Origin of the sequence: Pseudomonas baltica, assembly GCF_031880315.1 — a bacterium.
GTDB lineage: Bacteria > Pseudomonadota > Gammaproteobacteria > Pseudomonadales > Pseudomonadaceae > Aquipseudomonas.
In genome coordinates this window covers 1,281,020-1,302,539 of the sequence record NZ_CP134771.1, presented here as the reverse complement: position 1 = coordinate 1,302,539, position 21,520 = coordinate 1,281,020, and the positions used below count along the sequence as shown (strand labels likewise).

The 21,520-nt window shown below is 66.2% G+C and carries 9 protein-coding genes; 7 read left to right on the top strand and 2 right to left on the bottom strand.

Features of this window, described 5'->3' with window-relative positions:
- Positions 1-18 precede the first annotated feature (18 nt).
- Both REH34_RS05625 and REH34_RS05620 read right to left on the bottom strand, forming a co-directional pair.
- On the bottom strand, positions 19-1,143 hold the full coding sequence (locus REH34_RS05625; protein ID WP_311971047.1) for a carbon-nitrogen hydrolase family protein: 1,125 nt from the start codon (positions 1,141-1,143) through the stop codon (positions 19-21).
- Between the two features lie 266 nt (positions 1,144-1,409).
- Positions 1,410-2,480, bottom strand: a complete 1,071-nt coding sequence (locus tag REH34_RS05620; protein WP_311971046.1) for an LLM class flavin-dependent oxidoreductase — start codon at positions 2,478-2,480, stop codon at positions 1,410-1,412.
- Positions 2,481-2,766: 286 nt separating this feature from the next.
- Between REH34_RS05620 and REH34_RS05615 the strand changes: the two genes are divergently transcribed.
- The 7 genes from REH34_RS05615 (at position 2,767) to REH34_RS05585 (ending at position 21,518) form a co-directional block, all read left to right on the top strand.
- On the top strand, positions 2,767-3,852 hold the full coding sequence (locus REH34_RS05615; RefSeq protein ID WP_311971045.1) for an ABC transporter substrate-binding protein: 1,086 nt from the start codon (positions 2,767-2,769) through the stop codon (positions 3,850-3,852).
- Positions 3,839-4,840 carry an ABC transporter permease subunit gene (locus tag REH34_RS05610; RefSeq protein WP_311971044.1) on the top strand — a complete coding sequence of 334 codons (1,002 nt, stop codon included), beginning with the start codon at positions 3,839-3,841 and terminating at the stop codon, positions 4,838-4,840. Before REH34_RS05615 ends, REH34_RS05610 begins: the two co-directional genes overlap by 14 nt.
- Positions 4,834-5,613: an ABC transporter ATP-binding protein gene (locus REH34_RS05605; RefSeq protein ID WP_311971043.1), complete on the top strand. Its 780-nt coding sequence runs from the start codon at positions 4,834-4,836 to the stop codon at positions 5,611-5,613. Before REH34_RS05610 ends, REH34_RS05605 begins: the two co-directional genes overlap by 7 nt.
- 171 nt (positions 5,614-5,784) lie before the next feature.
- Positions 5,785-18,918: a non-ribosomal peptide synthase/polyketide synthase gene (locus tag REH34_RS05600; RefSeq protein ID WP_311971042.1), complete on the top strand. Its 13,134-nt coding sequence runs from the start codon at positions 5,785-5,787 to the stop codon at positions 18,916-18,918.
- A gap of 78 nt (positions 18,919-18,996) precedes the next feature.
- Complete coding sequence (locus REH34_RS05595) at positions 18,997-20,391, top strand: aspartate aminotransferase family protein (protein ID WP_409373249.1); 1,395 nt, start codon at positions 18,997-18,999, stop codon at positions 20,389-20,391.
- A gap of 109 nt (positions 20,392-20,500) precedes the next feature.
- Positions 20,501-20,743 (top strand): MbtH family protein, encoded by a 243-nt coding sequence (locus REH34_RS05590; RefSeq protein ID WP_311971040.1) that lies wholly within the window; start codon positions 20,501-20,503, stop codon positions 20,741-20,743.
- Between the two features lie 10 nt (positions 20,744-20,753).
- Positions 20,754-21,518 carry an alpha/beta fold hydrolase gene (locus REH34_RS05585; protein WP_311971039.1) on the top strand — a complete coding sequence of 255 codons (765 nt, stop codon included), beginning with the start codon at positions 20,754-20,756 and terminating at the stop codon, positions 21,516-21,518.
- The last annotated feature ends 2 nt before the right edge of the window (positions 21,519-21,520 follow it).

Sequence of the window (21,520 nt, the reverse complement as noted above, 5' to 3'; positions counted from 1 at the left end):
CGGGGGCATGCCCACTCGCTACAGCCATAGATTGATCAGGCGCGCACCAAAGCCGGCCGGTGCTTCTTCGGCCTGGCCATTGTGCGAGATGAAACTTTGGCCTTCGGCGACCACGTCCCAGAAGCGCCCGTGCATGAATACGCTCAGGCCGGCGCTGATGCCCACTGGCGTCAGGCCGGCCTGGGTGAGGCGTTGCCAGGCTTGCTGCTCAGTGACTTCGCCCGGTTGAATCGGCAGCGCCGCCGGCGGATGGAGGTCGTAGCCGCGCCAGGGCGTTTGCCAGTGGCCAGGGCCGGCGACGAAGGCGGGTATCGCCAGCAGTTGCACGCCCTTGGCCTGCAAACGGCGGTAGTTGTCCGGGTACCAGCTGTCGGTGCCGATCAGCACGCCCAGGCGCCCGGCCGGGGTGTCGACCACATCAAGGTCGCCAGGGTCGCCGGGCTGCACCAGGCGGCGGTTGTCACGATCCGGGAAAACCTGGTGTGTGGGCACGCCCAACGGCGCGCCGTCGGTGCCGAACACCACGCTGATATTGAACAGCGAGCCATTGCCGGGCGTCAGCACGCCGTTTTCGATATGGGGGGTGGGCAGCACGATCGAGCCGGCCACCAAGGTCACGCCGAACTCCTTGGCCAGCCCGCCGAACAGCGCCTGATAATCAGCGGCCATTTCATCGGCCTTCATGCGCAGCCGTGCGTTGCGCCCGCGATGACCGTTGCGGGCGCTCAGCCAGGCCTTAGCGAAGCGCACCGGGTTGCTGAGGCTCAGCCACTGGAAGGCCTCGTCGCGCCCGCGCGCCTGATAGACCTCGTCCTTTTCGCCTTTTATCCACAGCCAGCTGCCGATGTGTTCGGGCAGGATGACGATTGTCTTGGGGTTGATCAGGCCCAGGCTGCGGGCTTGCTGCAGATAGGCTTCGAGCTTGCGGCGCAGGCGTTCCGGGTCCTGATAGTCACCGGGGAAGAGTTCGGGCTGGATGCCCAGCAGGTTGCCGTTCTGGCCGGGTGTGCCCTGATCGACGGCGACTTGGATGCGCAGGTCCGAGAGGTAATGACCGTTGGGGCGCAGCGCCGCCCAGTACCCGTAGGCGCCGGCCAGGGCCAGCAGGGCCAGGATCAGCAGCGAGAAAAGAAATTTACGCATGGTGGTGAAACAATGCCCGCACGGTCCGCAAGGAAGGTGCGGTGAGACTACGGGAAAGGGGGGCTGGGCGGAAGGTTTTACGTTCGTGCAAGAGCGCAAGAGCGCAAGATGCTGTGCAACCAGGTCCGGCCCCTTCGCCGCCGAACGCGCTACCTCGCTCCCACAGTGCAGACAGATCCAGCGGCGTACACCTGTGGGAGCAAAGCTTGCTCGCGAAGAGACCCGTTCAGGCGCTGCACACTTCGCGGCAAGCCGGGCGTCTCAGCTCAAGCCACCTGCGCCTCACGCTGAGCAATCAACTGCCGCGTCAGCGGAATCAACGTGCGGCCATAATCGATGGCATCTTCCAGCGGGTCGAACCCGCGAATCAAAAAGGTAGTGATCCCCAGATCGTAGTAATCCACCAAGGCTTCAGCCACCTGCTCGGCGGTCCCGACCAACGACGTCGAGTTACCCTTGGCACCCAGCAGCCCGGCAACCCCCGTCCACAAGCGTTTGTCCAGGCGCGAGCCCTGTGCGGCAGCCGCCAGCAAGCGCTTGGAACCCTCGTTGGCTGGCTCTTTGCGCACCACGCCTTTTTGCGCGGCTACTTCCTTGGCCTGCTCCAGAATACGCTCGGCACGGGCCCAGGCCTGATCTTCGGTCGCCGCCAGAATCGGCCGCAGCGAGAGGCTGAAGCGCACCTGACGACCATGCTTGGCCGCCTCGGCACGCACCCGCGCCACCACTTCGCGCACCTGCTCATAAGTCTCGCCCCACAAGGCGTAGACGTCGGCGTGCTTGCCCGCCACTTCGATCGCGGCATCCGACGAGCCACCGAAATACAACGGGATCGGCTTGGCGGTCTTGACCGCCGAGTGTGCGCCTTCGAACTGGTAGTACTCGCCCTTGAAATCGAACGGCTTGTCGGCGGTCCACTCCTGGCGCAGCACGGTCAGGTACTCATCGGTACGCGCGTAGCGCTCGTCCTTGCCGATATAACTGCCGTCGCCACGCAGTTCCTTGTCGTCACCGCCGGTGATGATGTGCACGGCGGTGCGCCCGCCATTGAAGGTGTCCAGGGTGGCGAACTGGCGAGCGGCCAGGGTCGGCGCCGCGAAACCGGGGCGGTGGGCGATCAGGAACTGCAGTTTTTTGGTAACGCTGGCCGCGTGGCTGGCGATCAGCGTGCTGTCCGGACTGTTGGAATGGAAGGCCACCAGGGCGCGGTCGAAACCGGCTTCTTCATGGGCACGGGCGACCTTCTCGACGTACTCGGGTTGCAGCACCGGGCCGACCTGCGGGTGGATTTCGGAGCTGTGGTGGCCGGCGATGTAGCCGATGAATTCGATGCTCATGCTGGAATCCTTGGGAACTGTCTTCGAATAGGGCGCAACACAGGCCTGCGCCGGGCAATGGCCATGACAGTAGAAGCATCGGCGGCGTCTGTGAAATTCGATTTTCTTTTAAGGTAATTACTAAATATTTAGCATATTAGGATATGCATAAAATGAATTTAGGGTATGTGGTGGCCGGTGCTAAGGTGGCGCCGACTCGCCGCGCGCGAGCAATCATTCAATTGCTTGAGGGCCACCGTAGCAGCGGCGCCATTGAGCCATATCCCGTCATATATGGAGATGTTCGATGGTCCGCACCCTTATCAACCCGTTGTCGCGCCGCACCCTGCTCGGCTACGGCGCTGTGGCCCTGGCCAGCCCGCTGCTGCTGTCGACTCGCAGCGTCTGGGCCGCCGACGAGCACGACCACGCGGGCCATGGTGACGCGGCCCCCAGCGCAGAGCCGAACGGCACCGGCGAATTCATCAAGCTTGATGCGCCACAAAAACTCAAGCTGGCCATCAACCTCAACGCCGTGTGCCTGGCCCCGGTGGTGGTCGCCCACAGCGAAGGCTTCTTCAACAAGCACAACCTGGATGTCGAGTTCGTCAACTTCGGCAACTCCACCGAGGTACTGCTCGAAGCCATCGCCACCAACAAGGCCGACGCCGGCATCGGCATGGCCCTGCGCTGGCTCAAAGCGCTCGAGCAAGGCTTCGACGTCAAGCTCACCGCCGGTACCCACGGTGGCTGCATGCGCTTGCTCAGCGCCAACGGCAGCGCGATCGGCTCGCTCGCCGACCTCAAGGGCAAGGCGATTGGCGTCACCGACATGGCGGCCCCGGACCGCAACTTCTTCTCCATCCTGCTGCAGCGCCACGGCGTCGACCCGGTCAAGGACGTGGAATGGAAGCTGTACCCGGCCGACCTGCTCGGCACCGCGCTGGACAAGGGCGAAGTGCAAGCGATCAGCGGCAGCGACCCGTTCATGTACCGGCTGATCAAGGGCGGCCAGGCCCACGAGCTGGCCAGCAACCTGTCCGAGGAATACGCCAATCTGTCCTGCTGTGTGGTCGGCGTCAGCGGCACCCTGGTGCGCGGCGACAAGCGCGCGGCAGCGGCCCTGACCCAGGCCATTCTCGAGGCCCACGACTATTCCGTGAAGCACCCGGACGTGGTCGCCAAGGGCTTCGAGAAATTCGCCCTCAACACCAACGCGGCAGAGGTGCAGGCAATCATGCACGACCACACTCACGGCCATCATGCGGTCGGCCAGGCGTTGTCGACCGAGATCGTCACCTACGTCAACGACCTGAAAACCGTCGAGGTGTTCGATTCGAGCACCGACGCGGTCGCGTTCGCCAAGGAGATCACCGCCGATGTCTTCAGTTGATGAACTGACTCACAGCGTCAGCCTGCCGCGCAGCCTGTCCACCCCCGTCGGCTGGCTGCCGGCGGTGGCGGTAGTGGCCTGGTTGGCCGCAGCGCTGTTGACGCGCTTCTATCCCGACGCCACGCGCCACTGGCCGTGGACCGTGGGGCTGGCCAATATCGAGCTGGGGCTGGCGGTGATCATCGGCGCATTGACGCTGTTGGCGCCCCGCACCCCGCGCCTGGCCAAGCGCTTGCGCCATCTGGCGCCGTGGCTGATCGCCCTGGCCGTGGGGCTGGCGATCTGGGAATTGCTGACGGCCAAATCGGGACGCCTGCCGGTGCCTTTCTTCGCGCCGCCCCAGGCATTGATCGCGGTGTATTTCAACGACTGGGCGCGGCTGCTCGACAGCCTGTGGAACTCCGCCCTGCTGCTCGGCAGTGGGGTGTTGCTGGGGGCGGTCTGCGGGTTTATCGCCGGCGTATCGATCGGCTGGTCGCAGGCGATCGGCTACTGGCTGCACCCGGTGTTGCGCATCCTCGGGCCGGTGCCGTCGACGGCGCTGCTGCCGCTGTGTTTCTTCCTGTTCCCGACCAGCTGGAGCGCCAGTGTGTTCTTGATCGCGCTGGCGACCTGGTTTCCGGTCACGGTGCTGACCTGGTCGGGCGTGGCCAGTGTCGACAAGGCCTACTATGACGTGGCCCGCACCCTGGGCGCCAAGCCCGGTTTTCTGATCTTTCGCGTGGCGATCCCCGCGGCCTTGCCCCATGTGTTCGTCGGCCTGTTCATGGGCCTGGGCGCTTCGTTCTCGACCTTGGTGGTGGCGGAGATGATGGGCGTCAAGTCCGGCATCGGCTGGTACCTGCAGTGGGCTCAAGGCTGGGCGGCCTACGCCAACATGTACGCGGCCCTGTTGCTGATGGCGCTGGCGTGCTCGGGGCTGATCTCGGCCTTGTTCAAGATTCGTGACCGGCTATTGGCCTGGCAGAAAGGAGCAGTGAAATGGTAGCCCTGGCACAAGCCTCAGCAGATGATCGCGGCCTGGCGCTGCACATCGAAAACCTCAGCCACGCCTTCGACATCGACGGCACCCCGTTGCCGGTACTCGAAAACGTCAGCCTCGACGTGGCGCCGGGCGAATTCGTCGCCTTGCTCGGGCCTTCGGGGTGCGGCAAGTCGACCTTGCTGCGCCTGGTTGCCGGGCTCGAACCGGCCGATCGTGGCACCCTCAACGGCGACGGCCAGCCCATCACCGCCCCGGACCCTAGCCGGGTGGTGGTGTTCCAGGACCCGACCCTCTACCCCTGGCGGCGCGTGTGGGACAACGTCGCGCTGGGCCTGCAAGCGCAAGGCGTGCTCAAGGGCCAGGAGCAACGGGTGGACGCGGCATTGGCCAAGGTCCATCTGGGCGACTTCGCCCGCGCCTGGCCACGGCAGTTGTCCGGGGGCATGGCGCAGCGCGTGGCCCTGGCCCGAGCGCTGGTCAACGAACCGCGCTTGCTGATCCTCGATGAGCCGCTGGGCAAACTCGATTCGCTCACCCGCATCGCCATGCAAAAGGAGTTGATCGAGCTGTGGCAGCGCCAGGGCTATACCGCCTTGATGGTGACCCATGACGTCGAAGAAGCGTTGCTGATGGCCAACCGCATCATCGTGTTCAGCGATCGACCGGCGCGGGTCAAATCCGAGATCGTGGTGGAGCGGGGCTATCCGCGACGCCGCGATGATCCGTATCTGGTGGAGTTGCGCACGCAGATACTGGCGTCGCTGGGGCTGGGATGATTCGTAGAACCCGACCCGACCACCGCCAACCCCACCAATAAGTCCCGCCGCATCCATCACTCGATCCGGCTAATTTTCTTCGCGCCTCACCCGTCTTCACCTCCATGAAAATACGGTTGCCCGTTCCCGGTCAGCCGTTTCGCACCCATGGAAATGAGGACAGGTACCGCGATGGCCAACTTCTTCGAACGCCCGACTTCTCTGGCTCACGCACTGCTGCGTCATGCCGCAACACGGGCGGATGAGCCGGCCCTGCGCTTCCTCGATGGCCACAGTGACGACGGCCTGGTGCTCACCTACGGCCAGCTCGACCAGCGCGCCCGCGTCATGGCTGCCGCCCTGACACAGCGTGCCGAGCCGGGCGAGCGTGCGCTGTTGCTGCTGCCCAGTGGCCCGGACTACGTCGCGGCGTTTTTCGCCTGCCTGTATGCCGGTGTCATCGCCGTGCCGGCCTATCCGCCGGAGTCGATGCGCCCGCAGCACCTGGAGCGCCTGCTGTCGATCATCGACGACGCCGAGCCGGGGCTGATCCTCACCACCGCGCAGTTGCTGCCGGCCCTGAGCGAGCTGACCTTGCCAGGCGACACCCGCATGCCGGCGCTGCTGGCGGTCGATCAGCTCGACGCCGAACAGGACGAGCGCTGGAGCGGCGACGGCCCACGTGCGCAAGACATCGCCTTTTTGCAATACACCTCTGGCTCCACCGCCACCCCCAAAGGCGTGCAGGTCAGCAATGGCAACCTCGAAGCCAACGCCTGGTTGATCCGCCAGGGCTACGAGATCGACAACGATGACGTGATCGTCAGCTGGCTGCCGCTCTACCACGACATGGGCCTGATCGGCGGCCTGCTGCAGGGCATCTACAGCGGCGTGCCGGTGGTGCTGATGGCGCCGCAATACTTCCTCGAACGGCCGCTGCGCTGGCTTGACGCGATCAGCCGTTACCGCGGCACCATCAGTGGCGGCCCGGACTTCGCCTATCGCCTGTGCGTCGAGCGGATTGCGGATAACAAGTTGGCGGGGTTGGACCTGACGCACTGGCGTGTGGCGTTCTCGGGCTCGGAGTTGATTCGCCAGGACAGCCTGCAGGATTTCGCCAAGCGTTTCGGCGCCTGTGGTTTCGATGCCAATGCCTATCTGGCCAGTTATGGGCTGGCCGAGGCGACGCTGTTCGTCACCGGCAGCCGCCCGGGGCAGGGCATCGATGCGTTGCAGTTGGACGCCAGCGCGCTGGCCCGGCATGAGGCCAAGGTCGGCCAGGGCGTGCGCCTGATGAGCTGCGGCTGGCCGCAGCCCGAGCATTCAGTGATGATCATCGATGCCGTCACCGGCGAGCCCTTGGCCGATGGCTGCGTGGGCGAAATCTGCAGCGCCGGGCCGAGTGTTGCCCAAGGTTACTGGCGCAACCCCGAGGCCAGCGCCAAGGCGTTCATCCCGCGCGATGGCAGCACCTGGCTGCGTACCGGCGATCTGGGTTTCATGCACGGCGGGCAGTTGTATGTGAGCGGGCGGATCAAGGACATGTTGATCATCCGTGGGCAAAATCTGTATCCGCAGGATATCGAGCGCACGGTCGAGGCGCGGATCGAGGCGGTGCGCAAGGGCCGGGTGGCGGTGTTTGCAGTAGACGCTTCGCGGGCAGAGCCCGCTCCCACAGGGAATGGTGTTGGAGCGGGCGCTGCCCGCGAAGCGTTTGGGATTGCCGCAGAAATCAGCCGGCGGGTGCAGAAGCAGTACGCCACCGATGACTTGATCGCCGCCATTCGCGCGCAGGTCGCCGAGGTCCATCACGAGGCCCCCGCCGTGGTGCTCTTGCTCGAACCCGGCAGCCTGCCCAAGACCTCCAGCGGCAAGCTGCAGCGCGCCGCCTGCGCTGCGCAGTGGCGCGAGGGCAGCCTGCCGTGCGTGGCGCAATGGCAACTGGGCGAGGTGCACACCGGGGCTGTTCAGGATCAAGGCGAAGCGCTGCCCGAGCACATTGCGCGACTGTGGCGCGAAACCCTCGGGGTCGAGACGCTGGAGCCCGGTGCGAGCTTTTTCGCCCAGGGCGGCAACTCCATTCAGGCAATTCAGTTGATCGCCGAGTTACGCGACGCGCTGCGCATCGACCTCGAACTGCAAACCCTTTATGTAGCCCCTGACCTGGGCGCCTTCACCGCGGCCGTGCAGGCACTGCAAGCCGACCGCTCAGCGTCGACCCCGCAGAAAACACCGCGCAACTCCGATCAACCGCTGCCACAAACCCCGGCGCAAAGCCGTCTGTGGTTCCTCTGGCAACTGCAACCCGACAGCCCGGCGTACAACGTTCCCGGTGGCCTGCGCTTGCGTGGCGAGCTGGATCGCCCGGCCCTGACCCGCGCCTTCGCGGCCTTGGTCGAGCGCCATGAAGCGCTGCGTACACGCTTCTACCAGGACGGCGACTGCTGCTATCAACGCCTGGGCGACGGCAGCGAGTGGGCGCTGCAGTACGATGACCTCGGCGGCACCGCGCCAGACGTCGCCACCCTGCAGAATCAGGAAGCCGCCATCCCCTTCGATCTCGAACACGGCCCCTTGCTGCGAGTGCGCCTGATCCGCCTCGACGACCAGGATCACCTGCTGCTGGTGACCGTGCACCACATCATTGCCGATGGCTGGTCGTTCGGTATTTTGCTCGACGAGTTCGCGCGCTTGTATGCCGCCTTTAGCAGCGGTGAGACGGCCTCGGTGCTCGCGCCATTGCCGATCAATCACGGCGACTATGCTGCGGGGCTGAGCGACGCTGCGCTGGACGACGCGGCCGTCAGCCGCGAGCTTGCCTACTGGCGCGCCACCCTGGGCGGCGAGCGTGAGCCGCTGGCCTTGCCGCTGGATCACCCGCGCGGCTTGCAGCCATCGCCGGCCGAACGCTTGAGCCGTCCACTGCCCGCGGCGCTCGGTGAACGCTTGCAAGCCCTGGCCAAAGCCCAGGGCGCCAGTACCTTCATGCTGCTGTTGGCGGCCTGGCAGTTGCTGTTGCAGCGCTACAGCGGTCAGGCCGATATCCGTGTCGGGGTGCCCAATGCCAACCGTCAGCAGCGCTCCAGCCAAGGGCTGGTGGGTTTTTTGATCAACACTCAGGTGCTGCGCGCGCAGATCGATACGCGCCAGTCCTTCGCCCACTTGCTGGCGACGGTGCGCACTCGCGTGCTGGAGGCCCAGGCCAACGCTCGGCTGGACTACCAGCAGGTGTACGCGGCCTTGGGCGACGATGCCGGTTTCGAGGTGATGTTCAACCATCTGCAGCGCGATATCAGCGCCTTGCGGCTGCTGCCGGGGCTGTTCGCCGAGGAGCTGCCGTGGCACAGCCGCGAGGCCAAGTACGACCTGCAGTTGCACAGCGAGCAGGATCAGCAGGGGCGCATCCGCCTGTCGTTCGACTACGCCACGCAGCTGTTCGAGCGCGCCACGGTCGAGCGCCTTGCCGAGCAGTATGTCGCGCTGGTGCAGCAGCTGTGTGACCAGCCGAACACGGCGCTGGACGAACTGGCGTCGCTGACCGACAACGACGCGCGGCAGTTGCTGGCGTGGGGCGAGAATCCACAACCCGCACCGACCTGGCTGCTGCCGCAACGCTTGCAGGCACAGGCCCACGCCACGCCTGAAGACATCGCCTTGGTGGTCGGCGCGCGAACCTTGAGTTACCGCGCGCTGGATCAGTTGTCCAATCACCTGGCCCAGCGCCTGCGCGAGCAAGGTATCGGCCCCGAAGTGCGCGTCGGGGTACTGGCGGAGCGCTCGCTGGAACTGATGGTGGCGCTGGTGGCGATCGTCAAGGCGGGCGGCGTCTATGTGCCGCTGGACCCGGATTATCCGCGCGAGCGTCTGCAGTTCATGCTTGAGGACAGCGCGATCACCTTGTTGTTGGGTCAGGCGCAGGTGCTGCAGGCCTTCGAGGTGCCGGACGGTTGGTCGACCCTGTTACTCGACGCGGTGCTGGACGAAGCGTTGCTCGAGGTGCCGGTGGCGGCGCCGACCTTGGCGTTGCACGCCGATAACCTCGCTTACATCATCTACACCTCCGGTTCTACCGGGCGGCCGAAGGCGGTGGGCAGCACCCACGGCGCATTGGCCGAGCGCTTGGCGTGGATGCAGCGTGAGTACGCCATCGGTGGCCGCGATGTGCTCCTGCAAAAAGCGCCGTTGAGTTTCGATGTGTCGCTGTGGGAGTGTTTTTTGCCGCTGATCGCGGGGAGCCGCCTGGTGTTGGCCGGCAAGGATGAACACCGCGATCCGCAGCGGCTGGTGCAATTGGTGCGCGAGCACGGCGTGACGGTCGTGCATTTTGTGCCGCCACTGTTGCAACTGTTTGTGGATGAAGCGCTGGTTGGCCAATGCTCCAGCCTGCGTTTGCTGTTCAGCGGTGGCGAAGCGCTGCCGGCCGAACTGTGCCGCCGGGTGCATGAGAGGCTGCCTCAGGTGGCACTGCACAACCGCTACGGGCCGACGGAAACGGCTATCAATGTGACCCATTGGCAGTGTGTGGCCGATGATCTCGGGCAGCTTGCGCCGGCCCCTTCGCGGGCAAGCCTTGCTCCGACAGTGCAGGGCGCAACACTTCAGGGGGTCACAGCGTCAGCCAATCCAGACCCGGACACTGGTGGGAGCGGGGCTTGGCCGCGAAGAGGCCCGCAAGACCATCGCACACCCGCAGCCAGAATCCCCATCGGCCGCCCCCTCAGCAATGTCCTCACCCAGATCCGCGACAACGACTGGCAACTATCCCCCACCGGCGCCCAAGGTGAACTGCTGCTGGGCGGCACCGGCCTGGCGCGCGGCTACCTCGGCCGGCCAGCCCTCACCGCCGAGCGCTTCCTGCCCGCCGATGGCGGTGGTCGCCTGTACCGCAGCGGCGACCTGGCCCGCTGGCGTGCAGACGGCGCCCTGGAGTATCTCGGCCGCCTCGACGAACAAGTCAAGCTGCGCGGCGTGCGCATCGAGCTCGAAGAAATCCGCAACGCCCTGCTGGAACAATCCGGCGTCCGTCAGGCGGCAGTGATCCTTGCTGACGGCGCCGGCGGCGGCCAACTGCTGGCCTATCTGGTGGCCGAGGGCGAAGAGTCCGCCGCCGCCTTGGCCAGCCGCGTGCGCACGGCCCTGCAACAACGGCTGCCCGAACCGATGATCCCGGCGCATATTCTGCGTCTGCCAGCCTTGCCCCTGAGCCCGACCGGCAAGCTCGACCGCCGCGCCTTGCCGCAGCCTGAAGCCGCGCTTCGCGAGTACCGCGCGCCCCGCGACGCGCGCGAAATCCAGCTGGCAGCGATCTGGGCCCAGGTGCTGGAGCTGGAGCGCATTGGCCTCGACGACGACTTCTTCGAGCTCGGCGGCCACTCGCTGCTGGCCACCCGTATCGTCTCGCGCACGCGTCAAGCGTTTGCCGTCGATCTGCCCCTGCGGGCGCTGTTCGAGTCTCGGCGCTTGGTGGATTTCGCCGCCTGGGTCGCACGGGCCCAACAAGACGGGCGGGTCGACGGGCAGGGCGTCATCGAACGGGTCGACCGCCGCCAGCGCGTGGCATTGTCCTATTCCCAGCAACGCATGTGGTTCCTTTGGCAACTCGACCCCCAGAGCCCGGCCTACAACGTCGGCGGCATGGCGCGGCTGCGCGGCACGCTCGATGTCGACAGCCTGGAGCGTGCATTGCAGGCGCTGATCCAGCGCCACGAAAGCCTGCGCACCACCTTCCCGGCACAAGACGGCAAGCCCTGGCAGCAGGTGTCGAGCCAATCCGATGTGGCCATGCAGTGGCTGGACCTGTCCAGCGAACCCGAAGCGCACCGCCAGGTGGCCATTCAGCGTGTGGCCGAAGAGCAAGCCCACGCCCCCTTCGATCTGGAGACCGGGCCGCTGCTGCGCGTGTGCCTGGCCAGAAGCGCCGAGCGCGAGCATCACCTGCTGCTGACCTTGCACCACATCGTCACCGAAGGCTGGGCGATGGACATTTTCGCCCGCGAACTGTCGGCGCTGTACGCCGCCTTCGTCGATGAGCGCGAATCACCACTGGCGCCGCTGCCGGTGCAGTACCTCGATTACAGCCATTGGCATCGTCAGTGGCTTGAAGGCGGCGAAATGCAGCGCCAGCTCGATTACTGGCGCGCGCAACTGGGCAGCGAGCAACCCTTGCTGGCGCTGCCCAGCGATCGACCCCGGCCGGCGGTGCAGAGCCATCGCGGCGAGCTGCATCGTTTTGATCTGGACGCCGAGCTGGCGACCCAGGTGGCGCGTTTCAACAGCAGCCGCGGCCTGACTTTGTTCATGACCATGAGCGCCGCCCTGGCCGTGCTCTTGTACCGCTATAGCGGCCAGGATGACCTGCGTATCGGCGTGCCGCTGGCCAACCGCATTCGTCCTGAAAGCGAAGGCCTGATCGGCGCCTTCCTCAACACCCAGGTGCTGCGCATTCGCCCCCACGGGCAAATGACTGTCAGCGAGCTGCTGGCCCAGGTGCGCCAGGTGGCGATCGAGGGCCAATCCCATCAGGACGTGCCCTTCGATCATCTGGTCGAAGCCTTGCAACCGCAGCGCAGCGCCGCCTGGAATCCGCTGTTCCAGGTGATGTGCAACGTGCAGCGCTGGGAATTCCAGCAGCAGCGCGAGCTGGCCGGTGGCGTGCAGGTCGACTATCTGGTCAACGACGCGCGGGCGACCAAGTTCGACCTCAACCTGGAGGTCACCGACTTCGACGCGCAGCTGCGCTGCTGCCTGACCTACAGCACCGACCTGTTCGACGCGGCGCGCATCCAAGCCATGGCCGAGCACTGGCAACGCTTGCTGCGCAGCATGCTCGCCGACCCCGAGCAACGCCTCAGCGAATTGCCGCTGCTCAGCGCCGACGAGCACCAGGCGCTGGTCGCCAGCGGCCGTGGCGAGGTGCTCGATAAAGTGCCTGCCAGTGTTCACGCACTGTTCCAGCACCAGGCGCAGGCAACCCCGCATGGCCTGGCCGTGACCTGCGCCGGGCAGTCGCTGACCTACGCCGAACTCAACGCCCAGGCCAACCGCGTGGCCCGGCGCCTGATCGAGCTGGGCGTCGGGCCTGAGGTGCGTGTGGGCCTGGCCCTGCGTCGTTCGGTGGACCTGGTGGTCGGCCTGCTGGCGGTGCTCAAGGCCGGTGGCGCCTACGTGCCGTTGGACCCGGAATACCCGCTGGAGCGCCTGCGCTACATGATCGAAGACAGCGGCATCGCCGTGCTGCTCGGCCATGACCAACTGCTCAGCCAACTCGCGCCGTTGCCGTCCCATGTGCAGCCCTGGAGCCTGGAGCAGCAACGCGCTGGGCTGGGCGCCTACCCCAGCGATGATCTGCCTGAACGCAGCCAGCCGCAGCACCTGGCCTACATGATCTACACCTCCGGCTCCAGCGGTTTGCCCAAGGGTGTGACCGTCGAGCAGGGGCCGCTGGCCATGCACTGCCTGGCGGTGGGGCGCTTGTTCGAGACCAGCCCGGCTGACCGTGAACTGCACTTTTATTCGATCAACTTCGATGCCGCCAGCGAGCGCCTGCTGGTGCCGTTGCTGTTCGGCGCCGAAGTGATCCTGCGCGAACAAGGCCAGTGGGATGCCGAAGCGATCTGCGCGCTGATCCGTGACCGGCGCATCAATGTCCTTGGTTTCACGCCGAGCTATGGCGGCCAGCTGGCGCAGTGGTTGCGCGGTCGTCACGAGCAGCTACCGGTGCGCCTGTGTATCACCGGCGGCGAAGCCCTGACCCCGGACCATCTGCACGCGCTGCGGGAAAGCTTCGCCCCGCAAGCCGTGTTCAACGCCTACGGGCCCACCGAAACCGTGGTCATGCCCATGGCGTGCGCAGTGCCGCAAGCGCTGCCAGCCGGCGCCAGCAGCGTGCCGATCGGCACGGTGGTCGGCGCGCGCCAGTTGTACGTGCTGGATGCCGACCTGGCGCAACTGCCCGCTGGTGCCGTGGGTGAGTTGTACGTCGGGGGCTACGGCCTGGCCCGTGGTTACCACAGTCGCCCGGGCTTGAGCGCCGAGCGCTTCGTGGCCGACCCGTTCGATACCCAGGGTGGCGCGCGGCTGTACCGCACCGGCGATCTGGTCAGCCAACGCGCGGACGGCCAACTTGAGTACCTGGGGCGCATCGACCAGCAGGTCAAGGTGCGTGGTTTTCGCATCGAGCTGGGCGAGATCGAAGCCCGTCTGCTGGCCCACGAATCGGTACGTGAAGCCGTCGTGCTGGCCGTCGACGGCCCATCGGGCAAGCAACTGGTGGGCTACCTGCTGGCCGAACCGGGCCTGGAGTCCGCCGCCTTGCGCGAAGTGCTCAAGGCCCATCTGCACAACGGTCTGCCCGAGCACATGGTGCCGGCGCACCTGCTGGTGCTGGAGCGCTTCCCGCTGACCGCCAACGGCAAGCTCGACCGCCGCGCCTTGCCGGCCCCCGACGTCAGTGCCGCGCAAGAGGCTTATCAGGCGCCGGGCAATGCCATCGAACGCGGTCTGGTCGAGGTCTGGCAGGCCGTGCTGGGTGCGGCGCGGGTGGGTATCGATGACAACTTCTTCGCCCTGGGCGGTGATTCGATTCTGTCGATCCAGGTGGTCAGCCGCGCTCGTCAACGGGGTATTCATTTCAGCGCCAAGGACCTGTTCCAGCACCAAAGCGTGCGCACCCTGGCGGCAGCCTCGACCCTCAGCGAACGCCTGAGCATCGATCAAGGCCCGGTGACCGGCGCCACCGCGCTGACGCCGATCCAGCATTGGTTCTACGAACAGCAACTGGCCGCGCCGCAGCACTGGAACCAATCCGTGCTGATGCAGGCGCTGCAGCCCCTGCAACCGGCGCTGCTGGAGCAGGCGTTGCAAGCGCTGCAGGTGCACCACGATGCCCTGCGCCTGAGCTTCGAGCACGGTGGCAAGGGCGCGCCTTGGCGGGCGCAATATCGGCCTGCCGATAGCCTGCAGCCCTTGCTCTGGGTCCGCGAGGCGCGCAGCGCCGAGCAGCGCCTGGCGCTGTTCGAACAGGCGCAACAGAGCCTCGATCTGCAGCAAGGCCCGCTGTTGCGTGCGGTGCTGGTGCCAGGCACGCCGGAGCGTGTGCTGCTGGTGATCCATCACCTGGCAGTGGACAGCGTGTCGTGGCGTGTGCTGCTGGCAGATCTGCAGCATCTCTACCGTCAGCTCGAACAAGGCCAGGCGCCGCAACTGCCGACCAAGACCAGCGCCCTGCGTGACTGGGCCCAGCGCCTGCACAGCTATGCCAGCAGCGAATCGCTGCGCGAAGAATCGGGCTGGTGGCAAACCCAGCTGCAAGGCGTCGACGGCGAGTTGCCGAGGGATTTTCATGACACCGCCAACCTGGAGCGCGACGCCAGCAGCGTCAGCGTCACCTTGGCTGCCGAGATCACTGGCCGCCTGTTGCATCAGGCCCCGCAAGCCTATCGTGCGCGCACCGAAGACCTGCTGCTCAGCGCCTTGGCCAGCACCCTGTGCGCCTGGACCGGGCAGACCTCGGCCTTGGTGCAACTTGAAGGCCACGGCCGCGAAGAGCTGTTCGACGATATCGATCTGAGCCGCAGCGTCGGCTGGTTCACCAGCGCCTACCCGCTGCGCCTGACACCCGGCGCCAGTACCGGCGACACCCTCAAGGCTATCAAGGAACACCTGCGCAGCGTGCCGCACAAAGGCCTCGGCTACGGCGTGCTGCGCTACCTGGCCGACGACGCCGGCCGTCAGGCCATGGCGGCCTTGCCCCAGGCGCGCATCACCTTCAACTACCTGGGCCAGTTCGATCAGGGCTTTGCCGACGACGCGCTGTTGCGTCCGCTGCAAGAAGCCGGCGGTGCCCAGCATGCCAGCGACGCCGAGCTGCCCAACTGGCTGAGCGTCGACGGGCAGGTCTATGGTGGGGAATTGACCTTGCGCTGGACCTTCAGCCAGCAGCTGTTCCATACCCAGACCATCAGCCACCTCGCCGAGGCTTACCGGCGCAACCTCGTCGCGCTGATCGACCACTGCCTGCTACCCGAGAGCGGTGGTGTGACGCCGTCGGACTTCCCGCTGGCACGCCTCGATCAGGCCCAGCTCGACGCCCTGCCTCTGCCGTTCAAGGCCATCGAAGACGTGTTCCCGCTGACGCCGATGCAAGAGGGCCTGCTGCTGCACACCCTGCTGGAACCGGGCACCGGCATCTACTTCATGCAGGATCGCTACACCATCGACAGCGCCCTGGACGTCGAGCGTTTCGAGCGTGCCTGGCGCGCCGTGGTGGCGCGCCACGAAGCGCTGCGCGCCTCGTTCAGCTGGAACGCCGGTGAGCAGATGCTGCAAGTGATTCATCGCGGTGACGGCGACGGCGTGGAGTTCCTCGACTGGAGCGCGCTGCCCGCCGAAGGCCACCAAGCGCGCCTGCAACAGCTGCTCGAAGCCGAGCGCCTGGCCGGCTTCGCGCTGCTGGAGCGCCCGCCGCTGCGCCTGCGCCTGATCCGTCTGGCGCCGGAGCAGCACTGGTTCATCATGAGCAACCACCACATCCTGATCGATGCCTGGTGCCGTTCGATTCTGATGGGCGACTTCATGGTCATCTATCAGGCGCTGGAGCAGGGCGTCGACGCGCAACTGAGCACACCACCGCGCTACCGCGAGTTCATCGCCTGGCTGCACCATCAAGGCCTGGAGTCGTCGCAACGCTACTGGCGCGAGACGCTGGCCGGCTTTGCGCGACCGACGCTGATCCCCAGCGACCGGCCGATCCTCCACGACAACGGTGGCATGCAGGTCGGCGACGTTTACCGGCGCTTGCAGCCCGAGCAAGGCGCGCGCCTGCGCGAGTTGGCCCAGCGCCATCAATTGACCGTCAACACCTTCGCCCAGGCGGCTTGGGCGTTGGTGCTGCGCCGCTACAGCGGCGAGCGCGACGTGCTGTTCGGCGTCACCGTGGCCGGGCGCCCGGCCAGCCTGCCGCAGATGCAGGAATGCGTCGGACTGTTCATCAACAGCATCCCGTTGCGGGTGCGCATGCCGGATGTCGGTCAGCCGTTGCGCGTGCGTGGCTGGTTGCAACAGCTGTTCGAGCGCAACCTCGAGTTGCGCGAGCACGAGCATCTGCCGCTGGTGAGCATTCAGGCGTGCAGCGAACTGCCCAAGGGCCAGCCGCTGTTCGACAGCCTGTTCGTGTTCGAAAACGCTCCGGTCGACGCCACGGTGCTGCAAGGCGCCCAGGGCCTCAACGCACGCTCGGAGTCCGGCCGCACCCACACCAACTACCCGCTGACGGTAGTCTGCTATCCGGGTGACGACCTCGGCCTGCACCTGTCCTACGACCGCCGCTTCTTCGACGTGGCGACCGTCGAGCGCCTGCTCGGCGAGTTCCAGCGTTTGTTGCTGGCGCTGGTCGACGGCTTCGAACAGGACCTCGCCGCGCTGCCGTTGCTGGCCGCGGATGAACACTGCTTCCTGACCGAAGAGTGCAACCAGAGTGCGCGCGACTACCCGTTGCAGCAGGGCTATGTGCCGCTGTTCGAGGCGCAGGTGGCGGCGCATCCCGAGCGCATCGTGGCGGTCTGCGCTGGCGAGCAATGGCAGTACGCCGAGCTCGATCGCTACGCCAATCGCCTGGGCCAGGCGTTGCTGGCGGCCGGTGTGCGACCTGATCAACCGGTGGCCTTGCTGGCCGAGCGAGGCTTGCCGTTGCTGGGCATGATCGTCGGCAGCCTCAAGGCCGGCGCCGGTTATGTGCCGCTGGACCCGGCCCATCCACCGCAGCGCCTGGCGCGCATCCTCGAGGTCAGTGCCGCGCCGGTGCTGGTGTGCAGCGCGGCGTGTCGGGTGCAGGCCGAGCAGTTGCTCGACGAGCTGAGTTGTGCCGGGCGGCCCCGGTTGTTGGTGTGGGACGAGGTACAGGAGGGTGGCGGCGAAGTGGCTGCTCCGGGCATCGCGGTGACCGGCCAGCACCTGGCCTATGTGATCTATACCTCCGGTTCCACGGGGGTGCCCAAAGGCGTGGCGGTGCATCAGGCCGGCATGCTCAACAACCAGTTGAGCAAGGTGCCGTATCTGGCGCTCGATGAGCACGACGTGATCGCCCAGACCGCTTCCCAGGGCTTCGATATTTCCGTGTGGCAGTTCCTCGCCGCTGCGTTGTGTGGCGCCCGCATCGAGATCGTCCCCGACGCCATCGCTCATGATCCGGCGGCGCTGTTGCGCCATGTCCGCGACACCGGCATCACCGTGCTCGAAAGCGTGCCGTCGCTGATTCAGGGTTTGCTGGCCGAAGCGCCTGCCGAGCTTGAGCGCCTGCGCTGGCTGCTGCCCACCGGTGAAGCGATGCCGCCGGCGCTGGCCCGCCAATGGCTGCAACGTTACCCATCGGTAGCACTGGTGAACGCCTACGGCCCAGCGGAATGTGCCGATGACGTGGCGCTGTTCCGCGTCGACGCGGCCTCCAGTGCCGGCAGCTATCTGCCCATCGGCAGCGCCACCGACAACAACCGTTTGTACGTGCTCGATGACGAATTGCACAGCGTCGCGTTGCTGGCTCAGGGCGAGCTGTTCATCGCCGGTACCGGGGTAGGGCGCGGTTACTTGCGCGATCCGGCCCGCACGGCGGCGAGTTTCTTGCCCGACCCGTTCGGCACTGCCGGCGAGCGCTTGTATCGCAGCGGCGACCTGGCCCAGCGGCGCCTCGATGGCGTGCTGGAGTACGTGGGCCGGGTCGACCATCAGGTCAAGATTCGTGGCTATCGCATCGAGTTGGGCGAGATCGAAGCGCGCCTGCGTGAGTGGCCGTCGCTGCGTGAGGCGGCGGTGGCGGCGCAGCACGCGGCCACCGGTCAGTACCTGGTGGGCTATGTGGTCAGCGATCAGGCCAGCCCCGACTGGGAAGCGCTCAAGGCGCACCTGAGCCAGAGCCTGCCGGACTACATGGTGCCGCGCCATTGGCAGGCCCTGGCGCAGTTGCCGCTCAACGCCAATGGCAAGCTCGATCGCAAGGCGCTGCCGGCCCCGGATTTCAGCGCCACGCAGCACTATGTGGCGCCGAGCAGCGAGCTGGAACAGACCCTGGTGCAGATCTGGAGCGAGGTGCTGGGCGCCCCCCGAGTGGGCGTTACCGACGACTTCTTCGACCTCGGCGGCCACTCGCTGCTGGCCACGCAGATCGCTTCGCGGGTGCAGCAGGCGTTGCAGCGCAGTGTGCCGCTGCGGGCGATGTTCGAGTGCAGCACCGTGCAGGCGTTGGCGCGCTATATCGACGGCCTCGATGGCAGCGCGTTGACCGAGCAGAAGGTCAGCCGCATCGACGACCTGATGGCTCGGTTGGAGGCGTTGTGATGCGGACCCTGCTTGCCAGTCACCTTCAGAAAACCAACCCACCCTCGGCTTTTTAACTTCTCTTTCAGGAGCATGACCATGAGCACAGTGTTAGCCGAAAGCCCCATCGCCCACGAAGCAGACAAGGACTACCACTTCGAGGACAGCCCCATCCTGGCCCGGCAAAAGCTGCAGGAGTCCAACGCCCGCAGTTATCCGCGGCGCTTGCCGCTGGCGCTCAAACGGGCCCGGGGCATTCATGTCGAAGACGTCGAGGGCCGCACCTTCATCGACTGCCTGGCCGGCGCCGGCACCCTGGCGCTGGGCCACAACCACCCGGTGGTCATCGACGCCATTCGCCAGGTGCTCGATGACGAACTGCCGCTGCACACCCTCGACCTCAGCACCCCGGTCAAGGATCGCTTCGTGCAGGACCTGTTCGCCGCGCTGCCGGCATCGTTCGCCACCAAGGCGAAAATCCAGTTCACCGGCCCCACCGGCACCGACGCCGTCGAGGCCGCCCTCAAGCTGGTGCGCATGGCCACTGGGCGCAGCACCATCCTGGCCTTCCACGGCGGCTATCACGGCATGAGCCAGGGCGCGCTGAGCCTGATGGGCAACCTCAAGGCCAAGACGCCCCTGGGCGCGATGGTCAGCCAGGGCGTGCAGTTCATGCCGTTCCCCTACGACTACCGTTGCCCGTTCGGCCTCGGCGGCGTGCCCGGGGTCGAGGTCAACCTGCGCTACCTGCGCAACCTGCTCAACGACCCGGAAAGCGGCGTGCAGGCGCCGGCCGGGGTGATCCTCGAAGTGGTGCAAGGCGAGGGCGGTGTGATCCCGGCCGCCGACATGTGGCTGCGTGGCGTGCGCGAGATCACCGCCAAGGCCGGCATCCCGTTGATCATCGACGAGATTCAGACCGGCTTCGGCCGCACCGGCAAGCTGTTCGCCTTCGAGCACGCGCACATCGTCCCCGACGTGGTGGTGCTATCCAAGGCCATCGGCGGCAGCCTGCCGCTGGCGGTGATGGTCTATCAGGACTGGCTCGACACCTGGCAGCCCGGTGCCCACGCCGGCACCTTCCGCGGCAATCAGATGGCCATGGCGGCGGGCTCTGCGGTGATTCGCTACATCGAAGAGCACCGCTTGGTCGAACATGCCGCCAGCATGGGCCAGCGCCTGCGCACGCAGTTGCTGGACCTGCAAAAACGCGTACCGCAGCTGGGCGACGTACGCGGCCGCGGGCTGATGCTCGGCGTCGAGATCATCGACCCTCACGCCGCGCCCGACCCCCTCGGCCACCCGGCCGCCAACACCGCCCTGGCCAGCCGCATCCAGCGCGAGTGCCTCAAGCGCGGGTTGATCATCGAAGTGGGCGGACGCCACAGCAGCGTGGTGCGCTTTCTGCCGCCGCTGATCATCACCGCCGAACAGATCGATGAGGTGGCGCGGATCTTCGCCAAGGCCGTGACTGGCGCCCTGACCGGCGCCTGAACAGCTTCGCGGGCTCTGTCCGCGAAGCCTTTGACTTAATTTTCAAAGCCCTCATTCGTCTTGATTAAACGCGGCCCCTGCGTCGCATCCACCCTCAAGGAGCAACACTATGACCTCGGTATTCGATCGCGAAGACATCCTCTTTCAAGTCGTGGTCAACCACGAAGAACAGTACTCCATCTGGCCTGACTACAAGGAAGTCCCCAAAGGCTGGCGCACCGTCGGCAAGAGCGGCTTCAAGAAGGAGTGCCTGGCCTACATCGAAGAAGTCTGGACCGACATGCGCCCCCTGAGCCTGCGCAAGCACATGGAAGAGCAAGCGCGCCTGCGCGAGAACCAAGCCGTGCACTGAGGTCCCGACCATGGCGACGATGCAACTGTTTTGCCTGCCCTATTCAGGGGCCAGTGCCATGGTCTACAGCCGCTGGCGGCGCAAGCTCCCCGAATGGCTGCAGGTGCAGCCCGTCGAGCTGCCAGGCCGCGGCGCGCGCCTCGGCGAAGCGCTGCAGACCGACATGCAGGCCTTGACGCAGCAGCTGGCCCGCGAGCTGGCACCGCAGATTCAAGGCCCTTACGGGGTGTTTGGGCACAGCCTGGGCGCCTTGCTAGGCTTCGAGCTGGTGCACGCCTTGCGCGAGCTCGGCGCTCTGGAACCGGTGGCCTTGTTCGCCAGCGGTACGGCCGCACCGACCCGCCGCGAAGACTACGACCGCGGCTTTGCCGAACCCAAGTCGGATGACGCGTTGAAGGCCGACCTGCGCGACCTGCAAGGCACGCCGCCACAGGTGCTCGACGACGCCGAACTGATGGCCTTGATCTTGCCTGTGTTGCGCGCCGACTTCCTGCTGTGCGGGCGCTATGCGTATCGCGCGCGGCCACCCCTGAGCTGCCCGCTGCACGTGCTGGGCGGCGCTGAGGACAAGGCCACCCAGGCGCAGTTGATGGCCTGGCAAGCGGAAACCGAAGCGAACATTTCGCTGGACATGCTCGCCGGTGGGCATTTCTTCATTCATGAGCACGAGGCCAAGGTGCTGCGCTTGTTGAAGGCCAATCTGGAGGTGGACTTGCGCCGGTATGAGCGTGAGGCGCTGATGGAATCGCCCGCGATGTGGTGGGTCGGAGCCTGATC